We start from the raw sequence: 11,309 nt of genomic DNA on the forward strand, positions 1-11,309 counted from the left end.
TTTTCGCCTAAGCCATTGTTTTTCTTTGCTCCACCTGCTTCCGTTGGGCGTACCACCTTGTTTGTCTCACCAATATCTTCATTAGTCGGTCGGCATTTTTGCCCAACCGCTCACCTGGCTGTCACCTTCCTGCCGATCAGCGGGAGTTGCCGCAGCAAGGCTGGCGCGACGAGGACAATGCCCACAAGCGTGGCATAAAGGTCGGGCGCCACAAGCAGGATCGCCGCAATCACCATGAGCACACGCTCATAGGCGCGAAGCGGGGCGAAAAGCCAATTGGCAAACGCCGCGGAAAGCATCCATATGCCCGCCATCGCACCGAGCGAGGCCAGAAAGAACTCACTCCAGCTGAAGCCGTCCACCACCAGTAGCAGCGACGGCGAGAAAGCGAAGACGAAGGGAACCAGCGCCTTGCCCATGCCCAGCCGGAAAGCCGTATTGCCGGCCTTGAACGCGTTGGCGCCGGCAATGCCTGCGGCGGCGTAAGCCGCGAGGGCGACGGGGGGCGTGATATCGGCCAGCACCCCATAATAGAAGACGAAGAAGTGGGCGACCAGCGGCTGCACGCCGAGCAGCCCGAGGATCGGCGCGGCCACGGCGATCATGATCAGATAGTTGGCCGTCGTGGGAATGCCGCACCCCATCAGGACGCAAACGACGGCCGTCATGATCAATGTGAACAGCAGCGTCAGCGCGCTGACGCTCATGAATTCGAAGGGCAGGAACGAAAGAGCGGCCGACACGTCCTGCGCCCACCCGGCAGCGATGGACGTTACCATATAGGCGATCTTGAAGCCGACGCCGGTGAGCGTCACTATGCCGATGATGACCCCCACGAGCGCGGCGGCCGCCGTGACGGAGAGCGAGTATTTCGCGCCCACCACGAAGCCGTCCCATGTCTCGCGCACACACTCGCGGACAGCCGTGCGTACGTCATGGCGGATGAAGTTCTGGATGACCAGAACGAGAAGACAGCTGGTAATGCCCCAGAAGGCGGCGAGATAGGGCGTCTTGCCCGACAGGAGCACTGCCACAAGCACAAACAGCGGTAGCGTCGTCAGCCAGCCCGCTTTGAAGACGGTCCAGGCGACGGGGAGCTCCTCTTTCGTCAAGCCGCGCAGGCCACGCCGTTTCGCCTCGAGGTGCACCTGAACCAGAACGCCGAAGAAGTGCATGAAGGCCGGCACCAGCGCGGCGGTGAGGATCGTGGTAAGCGGCACGCCGAGATATTCGATCATCAGAAAGGCGACCGCCCCCATGACCGGCGGCGTGATCTGCCCGCCGGTGGAACTCGCCGCCTCCACCGCTGCCGCGAAGTGGCGCGGATAGCCGATGCGGATCATCGCAGGGATGGTGAGCGAGCCGGTGGTGACGGTATTGGCGATCGACGAGCCCGAGATTGAACCCAGCATCGCCGAGGACAGCACCGACACCTTGGCGGGGCCGCCGGCATAACGTCCGGCAAGCGATGAGGCGAGGTCGATGAAAAGCTGCCCGAGCCCGATACGCGTGGCGAGCACGCCGAACAGGACGAAGTGGAAGACATAGGTGGATATGACGCCGAGCGCCGTGCCGTAGACGCCCTGACTGGTCAGATAGAGGTGATTGACGATGTTGTCCCAGCTTGCGCCGGGATGCGTCAGGACCCCCGGCATGGACTGGCCGAAATAGGCGTACGCGATGAAGAGCACCGCGATGACCGGTAGCGGCCAGCCCATCGCCCTCCGGGTCGCCTCGATAAGCACGACGATCAGCACCGTGCCCATGAAGACATCGATGGGCATTGGGGCGCCGACGCGGAAGGCCAGATCGTTGAATATCCAGGGAACGTAAAGCGCCGCCACAGCGCCGGCGATGGCGAAGGCCCAGTCGTAGAGCGGCATCCCGAACGGCCTCAACAGGCCGGATCGCGGCGTGCGGGAATGTCCCCAGGGAGCGAAGAAGACGAAGGCGAGCGCCAGCGTGAAGGCCAGGTGCAGGCCGCGATGGGTCGTGGCCTGCGGAATACCGAAACCGGCCGTGTAGTAGTGATAGCACGAAAGGACGAACAGCGCACCGGCGGCGGCCCAGCCGAGGAACGGCGGCAGGGGGCGGAACCGCACTTCCGGATCGAAGTGCTGCTCCAGTTCCTTCATCTGCTGCTCGGTAAGCGCCTCGGTGCGCTCGGTTTCGGATGAATCCACCATCTTCAGAGCCTTTCAGGAGCCAGCATGCTCCGCCCCTGATACGAGACACGACCCGGCTCCTGTGGAACCGGGTCGCGAAAATACGTCAGCCAGCCAATCGATCAGTTGTTCAGAACGCCGGCTTCCCGATAGAATTTCTCCGCCCCAGGATGCAACGGGATGCCGATGCCGTCCAGAGCGGTGTCGAGCGTGATTTGGCGACCCTTCTGATGGCCGGAATCGAGGAGCTTGCGCGTGTTGTCGTTCCATAGCGCCTTGGTGATCTCATATATGAGGTCTTCGGGCTGGTCGGCGCTGGTGATCCACTGCGCGCCAACGGAGAGCGTCGTGACATCCTCATCCACGCCCTCATAAGTGCCGCCCGGAACGACATTCTCGGCAAAGAAGGTATAATCGCCCTTCACAGCATCGGCCTCTTCACCCGAGATCGGCACCAGTGTGATGTCATGCTGACTGGCGAGTTCGGCAATCGCGCCGGCCGGGAACCCGCCGACGAAGAAAAAGGCATCCATCGCGCCGTCGCGCATGCGCTCGGCCGCCTGATCGGGCTTGAGATAATGAGCTTCGATATCTTCCTCGCTCAGACCGTAGGCGCCCAGAATGATGCGCGCATCCACCAGCGTTCCCGAACCGGGCTCGTCGAGCGAAACCTGTTTGCCGGCAAGGTCGTCGACGCTGTCGATGCCGCTTTCGGCACTGGCGACCAGGTGGATTGTCTCAGGATAGAGATTGGCGATGGCACGCAGCTTCTCGACCGGATCCCGATCCTCCCAGATGCCGGTGCCCGAATGGGCCCAGGTTGCGACATCGGACTGCGAAAAGCCCGATTCCAACGAGCCGCCGGCAATGGCGTTGACATTGGCGACCGAGCCGTTGGCCGAAACAGCGGTGGCGATCAGGCCCGGCACGCCGCAGGAGCCGCCTTCCTCGCAGGGACGTGAGCCGGGCGGATTGGATATGGCGTTGGCGATCAGCCCGCCGATCGGATAATAGGTGCCAGCGGTGCCGCCGGTGCCGATGCGGAAAAACTGCGGCTGCTGCGCCAGCGTCAAGCCGGTGGCCGTAACGCTGAACAGCACCGCTCCCAGAATCGTGAAAAGGCGCCTGTTCATTGGGTTCCTCATGAAATGTTTAAGCAGGAACCTGGTAGCATTCACTGCAATGGCCATCAACGCAACCATTTCATGTTCATCCAGCTGTTTCACCAGAACACTTATGGACGTCTATTGCGCTTCGCGAAGCGGACGCTTGTAATCCTTTGATCGCACCTCATGGCGAAGTCCGGACTGCGGGGTTCCGGTCCATGTCTCTGACCAGGGTCTTGCCCTCCCCGGCACGCAGGCGTGCATCGATCCGCAAATTCTCGGCGTCCCCGACAAGCCATGTTTCGGCGATCGACTCGATGTGCGCAGGGCCCTCATGGTGGCGGGTTTCAACCGATCGTTGAACCGGCGCACAGCCGTCTGAAAAGGAAGGTGGGCCCGCCGGGCCATTCGAGGTTGCCGGACCCTGCCGGGGAACCATCGGGCCGGCTCAGCGTTCCACCCGTGGATGGATGCTTGCGAAAGGTCGATAATGGAGGCGTTCGACCCAGGAGTCCTGCGCACGCTCGCGGCCAGCCGTGTTGCGATCGAGGCTGTCGAGCCCACCGTTGGAGGGGGAAGATTTGCTGCAAAATGCGTCGTCGGCATGCCCTTCGAGGTCGAGGCCGACATTTTCTGTGATGGGCATGATGTGATCTCCGCAGCGGTGCTTTTCCGCCGCCGCGGTGTCGGTGAGTGGAACAATGCACCGATGTATCACACAGTGAACGACCGCTGGCGCGCATCGGTAACCGTTACGGAAGCGGGGCACCATGAATTCAAGATTGCCGCCTGGCGCGATCTCTTCGCAAGTTGGCTTGTGGAAGTGGGGAAGAAGCGTACGGCGGGGCAGAAAATCTCGCTCGAGCTGGAGGAAGGCAGGCGCCTCGTCGAGCAGACACTGGCAACGCGCGGAAGCGACGACGCCGACCGTCGAGCGCTCGCGGCGCTTCTTTCCGAAGCCGGACCGCAGGTGCCGGAGGGCGACGTTCTCGCCGTTCTGACGAGCGACGAAATGGCGGTGCTGATGCGGCGCTGCGCCGTGAAGGTGAACCTGACCGAGACCGAAGCTGCCTTCCCCATCTTCGCAGACCGCGAGAAGGCTGCTTTCAGCGCCTGGTATGAGCTCATGCCGCGTTCGCAATCCGGCGATCCAAATCGGCACGGTACGTTCAACGATGTCATCGACCGCCTTCCCTATGTGCGCGGCCTCGGCTTCGATGTACTTTACTTTCCGCCGATCCATCCGATCGGCAGGACCAATCGCAAAGGGCCCAACAACAGTCTTGTCGCCGGACCAGAAGATCCCGGCAGCCCCTACGCCATCGGTTCGGAAGAAGGCGGACATGATGCCATCCACCCCCAGCTCGGCACGTTCAAGGATTTCTCGCGGCTCGTGAAGGCCGCGCGTAAGCACGGGCTGGAAATCGCGCTCGACTTCGCCATCCAATGCTCCCCCGACCATCCGTGGGTCAGTGAGCATCCGGAGTGGTTCGATTGGCGGCCGGACGGAACGATCAGATTCGCTGAAAATCCGCCGAAGAAATACGAAGACATTGTCAACGTCCATTTCTATCGCGACGCCATTCCCGGCCTCTGGTACGCCCTGCGCGATGTCGTACTGTTCTGGCTCGACAAAGGCGTACGCATCTTCCGTGTCGACAATCCCCACACCAAACCGCTGCCCTTCTGGGAGTGGATGATCGAGGAGGTGCGCCAGGCGGACCCGGGCGTCATTTTCCTGGCGGAAGCCTTTACGCGGCCGAAGATGATGAAAAGGCTCGCCAAGGTCGGTTTCAACCAATCCTATTCCTACTTTACCTGGCGCAACACCAAGCAGGAACTTACCGAGTATCTGGCTGAACTGACACGCGAGGAATGCCGGCATTACATGCGGCCGAACTTCTTCGTGAACACGCCCGACATCAATCCCCGCTACTTGCAGATGAGCGGCCGGCCGGGCTTCCAGGTGCGGCTCGTTCTGGCGGCGACGCTCGGCGGCAATTACGGCGTCTATAACGGATTCGAGATATGCGAGGCAGCCGCCCTGCCGGGCAAGGAAGAATATCTCAATTCCGAAAAGTATGAGATCCGGGCCTGGGACTTCGACCAGCAGGGCAACATCAAGGCCGACATCATCTTCGTCAACCATCTGCGCCGAGAACATCCTGCGCTGCGCCACTTCACGAATCTGAAGTTCTACAATGCGTGGAACGACGCCATTCTCTACTACTCCAAGTTCACGGACGACCTATCGAACTTCCTGCTCTTTGCGGTCAATCTCGACCCGCACAACGTGCAGTCGGCAGATTTCGAAGTCCCGTTGTGGGAGTTCGGACTGCCCGACGAAGCGACCATCCAGGCAGAAGATCTGGTCACGGGACAGCCCTTCGCCTGGACGGGCAAAATTCAGCACATGTCGCTTGATCCGGCTACGCGCCCCTACATGGCGTGGAGACTTAAAGCACCTGGGAGGAATTGATGGACTTGACGGCAACGCGCGAAAGACCGCGCGCAACGGCGCCTGTTGATACCTACCGGGACGAACAGTTCTTGCGCCAGCCCGACTGGTACAAGGACGCCATCATTTATCAATTGCATATCAAGGCATTCCAGGACTCGAACGGCGACGGCATCGGTGATTTCATCGGTCTTCTAAAAAGGTTGGACTACATAAAGCGACTTGGCGTCAACGCCATCTGGGTCCTGCCGTTCTATCCTTCGCCGCTGCGCGATGACGGCTATGACATTTCCGATTATCGCGCGATCAATCCTTCCTACGGCACGATGCGCGACTTCCGCCGTTTCGTGACCGAGGCGCACAAGTGCGGCATCCGCGTCATCACCGAGCTCGTCATCAACCATACCTCCGACCAGCACCCCTGGTTCCAGAAGGCTCGAAAGGCCAAGAAGGGTTCTGCGGCGCGCAATTTCTATGTCTGGAACGACGACGACGAGCGTTATCCGGAGACCCGCATAATCTTCCTCGATACGGAGAAATCCAATTGGACCTGGGATCCGGAAGCCGGCCAGTTCTTTTGGCATCGCTTCTATTCGCACCAGCCCGATCTCAACTTCGACAATCCAAGGGTGCTCGACGAGGTCGTGAAGGTAATGCACCACTGGCTGGAGACCGGGGTCGACGGCTTGAGACTCGATGCGATTCCCTACCTGGTGGAACGCGACGGAACCAACAACGAAAACCTGCCGGAAACGCATGAAGTCCTGAAGAAGATCAGGACAGCGCTCGATGAGCGCTACCCCGACAGGATGCTGTTGGCCGAAGCCAACCAATGGCCGGAGGACACGCGACCCTATTTCGGCGAAGGCGATGAGTGTCACATGGCCTTCCACTTCCCGTTGATGCCGCGCATCTACATGGCTCTGGCACAGGAAGACCGGCATCCCATCAGCGATATCATGCGGCAAACGCCGGAGATTCCCGAGCCTTGCCAATGGGCGATCTTCCTGCGCAATCACGACGAACTGACGCTGGAAATGGTGACGGACAGCGAGCGTGATTATCTCTGGCGCACCTACGCCGAAGACGCCCGAGCGCGCATCAATCTCGGCATCCGCCGTCGGCTAGCGCCGCTCATGCAAAACGACCGGCGCAAGATCGAGTTGATGAACGCGCTCCTGCTTTCCATGCCAGGCACGCCCGTCATCTATTACGGCGACGAGCTCGGCATGGGCGACAATATCTATCTCGGCGACCGCGATGGGGTGCGCACCCCGATGCAGTGGTCGCCGGACCGCAACGGCGGTTTCTCACGAGCCAACCCCCAGGCCCTCTATCTGCCGCCCATCATGGATCCGGTGTACGGCTACCAGACGATCAATGTTGAGGCGCAGGAGGCCGACACCTCGTCCCTGCTCAACTGGGTCAGGCGCATGGTAACGGTGCGCAGGCAGCACAAGGCTTTCGGGCGTGGCGACTTCGCCATGCTCTATCCGCGCAATCGCCGTATTCTGGCATATACGCGCAGCCACGATGAGGAGACCATCCTGTGCGTGGCAAACTTGTCGCGCTCCGCTCAGGCTGTGGAACTCAACCTGTCGCAGTTTAGTGGCCGCGTGCCCGTGGAAATCATCAGTCAATCACCATTCCCGCCGATCGGCGACCTGCCCTACATGCTCACCCTGTCGGGCTATGGTGCGTTCTGGTTCGTGCTCGCCGACGAGGCGCAGGCGCCCCACTGGCATATCGATGTCCCAGACCCCCTGCCCGAATTCATCACGCTGACCCTGAGAAGCGGCAGGATCGAAAAGGTGCTGGAAGGGCGCGAGCGGCAGCAACTGGAGCGGGATGTTCTGCCGCAATTTCTGCCGCTCCAGCGCTGGTTCGGCGGCAAGGGCGAAGAAATCCACTCCGTGCAAACCCATGAATTGGCAGGTCTCGACGAAGGGCTTCTCTCTATTGTCGATGTCGAGTTCGCACATGGACCCGCACAGAGCTATTTTCTGCCGCTCAGCGTGTTGTGGGGCGAGGAAAATGTGCAGTTCGGCGCCCCGACCCTCTCCGCCACGTTGGCACGAACACGAAAAGGGCCGCAGCTTGGCGCCCTGATCGACGCGTCCCATGATGCGCGATTCGCGGCGGGTCTGATGCGCATGATGCAAAGCGGCGAGACGTTGCCGGCCATCGACGGAACTCTTCGCTTCTACGGCAACGACCAACTGGCGGCCATGACGTTCGATGAACCTCCGGCCACGCTCAAGGGCGAACAAAGCAACGTTTCCGTAGCTTTTGGAAAACAGGCATTCGTGAAAATATTTCGCCGTCTGCGTTCGGGCGAACAGCCGGAAGTGGAAATGGCGCGCTTCCTGACAGAGGAAGCTGGCTTCAAGAATACACCGGCGTTCCTCGGCATGGTTGAATACGAAACCGGCGCCGGCGACCGGTGCATCCTGGCCAGCGTTTCCGCCTTTGTCGAAAACCAGGGGGATGCCTGGAGCGCCTTTGTCCACGCGCTCGAGAGACAGATCGAAGACGAGGTTATAGGGCAACAAGCCTCGGGTCCATTGCCCGGCGCCGCGGGAGACGGCGAAAGTGCCTTCACCTATCCGCTCAACCTCTTGCGCAAGCTCGGTGAACGAACGGGCGAAATGCATGCAGCCCTCGCCATCGACACTGGTAATGAGGCGTTCCGATGTGCGCCAGTCGCAAAGGAGGATATTGCCGCCTGGATCGAGGACACGCACAGGCAGCTGGGTGCTGCACGAGAAGGTCTTCGCAACGCCCGGACGCGGCTTTCGCCCGCTGCACAACACGCTGCCGAGCAATTCGAGGCCTGTGCGCGTGATATCAAGAAGCGGCTGGACAGGCTGGGCAAAATGACACCGTCGGGCCGGAAGTCGCGCATTCACGGCGACTATCACCTGGGCCAGGTGCTGGTCTGCGAGCAGGATCTCTTCATCATCGATTTCGAAGGCGAGCCGGGGCGCGGCCTTTCCGAACGCCGTGAAAAGACTTCGCCGCTTCGCGACGTAGCCGGCATGCTGCGATCCTTCGACTATGCTGCCTGGACGGCCGTCCGGCAATTGGGTGCCCGGCTCCCCGACCAATCGCACGCTGGCGCGCCGCTGGCGCATGCATGGCGCGCGCGCATGACGAACGAGTTTCTTGACGGCTACTTCGCCACAGAAAAGGGCGCAGCGAACCAGTTCCAAGACAAAAGGGCACGGGAGAGGTGCCTGGAATTGTTCTTGCTGCAGAAGGCGCTTTACGAAATCAACTACGAGCTCTCCAATCGCCCCGACTGGGTGGCCGTCCCGCTCCAGGGCGTTCTCGCACTGATCCAAGGGGACCAGTCATGAATCCTGACACAGACACGATGGAACCGTGGCGGCTTGACGATCCGCATGCCATTGCCGCCCTCGTTGCTGGTCGGCACGGCAACCCGTTCGCTGTTTTGGGCCCGCACATGCAGGCCGGCGGCATCACTCTGCGCGTGCTGCGTCCGGAGGCTGAGACGGCTGAGGCGTTCGATCCCAAGAACGGAAAGGTGCTGGTCAGGCTGCTCAGGCGCCATGCGCGCGGCTTCTTCGAAGGATTTATCGCCCGCCGCAAGAAGGTCCCGCGCTACCGGCTGCGCTTCACACGCGGTGACGATACGTGGGAGGAGGAAGATCCCTATCGTTTTCCCAGCACGTTTGGCGAACTTGATCTTCACCTGCTTGGCGAAGGACGCCACCTTCGCCTCTATGAAGTGCTCGGCGCCCATCCCATGGCCTGCGACGGTGTGGCGGGCACACGTTTTGCCGTGTGGGCGCCGAATGCCAGCCGCGTCAGCGTAATCGGCAGTTTCAATGGCTGGGACGGGCGGCGACACCAGATGCGCCTGCACCCGGGCAATGGCGTTTGGGAAATATTCGTTCCCGAAATCGGCCCCGGCGAGCTCTACAAATTCGAGATCGTCGGCTCGCACGGCGAGTTGCTGCCCGGCAAAGCCGATCCATTGGCATTTCAATGCGAGGTTCCGCCGGCCACAGGGTCAATCATACACGGTTGCGCACCCCGCCAATGGGCAGACGAGGCGTGGATGGAGAAACGCGCCGCCCGCAACAGCCGGGACGCTCCGATCTCGATCTACGAGGTGCATTTGGGCTCGTGGCGGCGCCATGAGGACGGCAGCTATCTGACGTATGAGGAGCTTTCCGACGAGCTCATTCCCCATGTGAAGGATCTCGGCTTCACCCACATCGAGTGCCTCCCCGTCAGCGAACATCCCTTCTCCGGATCGTGGGGCTACCAGCCGATCGGGCTTTACGCGCCTACCAGCCGCTACGGCCGGCCCGAAGACTTCGCCCGCTTTGTCGAGCGCTGCCACAGCGAGGGCCTGGGGGTCATCGTCGACTGGGTACCGGCACATTTTCCCTCCGATGCCCACGGTCTGGCCAGCTTCGACGGCGAAGCCCTCTACGAGTATGCAGACCCGCGCAAAGGATTTCATCGCGACTGGAAAACCCTGATCTACAATTTCGGCCGCCGCGAGGTGGCCAATTTCCTCACCGCCAACGCCCTCTTCTGGCTTGATCGCTATCACATCGATGCACTGCGCGTGGATGCGGTGGCCTCGATGCTCTATCTCGACTACAGCCGCCAGCCCGGCGAGTGGGAACCGAACGTCCACGGTGGAAACGAGAACCTGGAGGCCATTACCTTCCTGCGCGATACAAATGTGGCGCTTTTCGGCAATCATCCCGGCGCCACCTCGGTCGCAGAGGAGTCAACGGCCTTTTCCGGTGTATCGCGACCCGTTCACACCGGCGGACTGGGCTTCGGCTACAAATGGAACATGGGCTGGATGCACGACACGCTGGATTATATGGGACGAGATCCCATCCACCGACGGCATCATCACAACCAAATGACCTTCGGCCTGCACTATGCCTTCTCCGAGAACTTCATCCTGCCGCTGAGCCACGACGAAGTGGTTCACGGCAAGGGCTCGCTGCTGGGGCGCATGCCGGGCGACCGCTGGCAGAAATTCGCCAATCTGCGCGCCTACTTCACCTTCATGTGGACCCACCCCGGCAAGAAGCTCCTGTTCATGGGCGGCGAGTTCGCACAGGAGCGGGAGTGGAACCACGATTGGCAGCTGGACTGGTATCACCTGGACGATCCGATGCATCGCGGCGTGCGCGATCTCATCCGCGACCTCAACACGGTCTACCGCAACCAGAAGGCCCTTCATCAGCTCGACTGCGAACCGGAGGGATTCGAGTGGATCGACGCTTCCGATCCGAGCTTGAGCGCCTTCTTCTACCTGCGCAAGGGCAGCGAAGGATCGAATCCGGTCGTTGTTGCCTGCAACTTCACGCCGGTAGTGCGAGAGGTGCATCGTATCGGGCTGCCCTGCCCCGGCAAATGGCATGAGATCCTTAACAGCGACGATGTCCGCTATGGGGGTTCAGGCGTGACAAACGGAACCGTGGAAGCCACGGAGGAGCCTTGGCACGGACGATTTGCTTCGGCAGCCTTGCGGCTCCCTCCCCTTGGGGCGATCATCCTTACCAGCGAGTCATAAGCAAGGAA

At 61.1% G+C, this 11,309-nt stretch carries 5 protein-coding genes; 3 read left to right on the forward strand and 2 right to left on the reverse strand.

Annotated elements, in window-relative coordinates; genetic code table 11:
* Positions 1-110 precede the first annotated feature (110 nt).
* Complete coding sequence (locus N1058_RS12715; RefSeq protein ID WP_265517938.1) at positions 111-2,186, reverse strand: TRAP transporter permease; 2,076 nt, start codon at positions 2,184-2,186, stop codon at positions 111-113.
* Between the two features lie 101 nt (positions 2,187-2,287).
* Positions 2,288-3,298, reverse strand: a complete 1,011-nt coding sequence (locus tag N1058_RS12720) for a TAXI family TRAP transporter solute-binding subunit (protein WP_338040676.1) — start codon at positions 3,296-3,298, stop codon at positions 2,288-2,290.
* A gap of 463 nt (positions 3,299-3,761) precedes the next feature.
* Between N1058_RS12720 and N1058_RS12725 the strand changes: the two genes are divergently transcribed.
* The 3 genes from N1058_RS12725 to glgB are packed head-to-tail and all read left to right on the forward strand — an operon-like array spanning position 3,762 to position 11,301.
* Entirely contained in the window at positions 3,762-5,750 is a 1,989-nt protein-coding gene (locus N1058_RS12725) for an alpha-1,4-glucan--maltose-1-phosphate maltosyltransferase (RefSeq protein ID WP_265517939.1), read from the forward strand.
* The gene (treS, locus tag N1058_RS12730) at positions 5,750-9,088 is read left to right on the forward strand and encodes a maltose alpha-D-glucosyltransferase (RefSeq protein WP_265517940.1); all 3,339 of its coding nucleotides are present in this window, start codon (positions 5,750-5,752) and stop codon (positions 9,086-9,088) included. Before N1058_RS12725 ends, treS begins: the two co-directional genes overlap by 1 nt.
* On the forward strand, positions 9,085-11,301 hold the full coding sequence (gene glgB / locus N1058_RS12735) for a 1,4-alpha-glucan branching protein GlgB (RefSeq protein ID WP_265517941.1): 2,217 nt from the start codon (positions 9,085-9,087) through the stop codon (positions 11,299-11,301). The genes treS and glgB overlap by 4 nt, the downstream gene beginning before the upstream one ends.
* The last annotated feature ends 8 nt before the right edge of the window (positions 11,302-11,309 follow it).

This window comes from Nitratireductor luteus, assembly GCF_026162365.1.
GTDB lineage: Bacteria > Pseudomonadota > Alphaproteobacteria > Rhizobiales > Rhizobiaceae > Chelativorans > Chelativorans luteus.

Coding starts and splice junctions, on each gene's coding strand:
- N1058_RS12715 (WP_265517938.1), bottom strand. CDS start 2,186: ATGGTGGATTCATCCGAAACCGAGCGCACCGAGGCGCTTACCGAGCAG.
- N1058_RS12720 (WP_338040676.1), bottom strand. CDS start 3,298: ATGAACAGGCGCCTTTTCACGATTCTGGGAGCGGTGCTGTTCAGCGTT.
- N1058_RS12725 (WP_265517939.1), top strand. CDS start 3,762: ATGGAGGCGTTCGACCCAGGAGTCCTGCGCACGCTCGCGGCCAGCCGT.
- treS (WP_265517940.1), top strand. CDS start 5,750: ATGGACTTGACGGCAACGCGCGAAAGACCGCGCGCAACGGCGCCTGTT.
- glgB (WP_265517941.1), top strand. CDS start 9,085: ATGAATCCTGACACAGACACGATGGAACCGTGGCGGCTTGACGATCCG.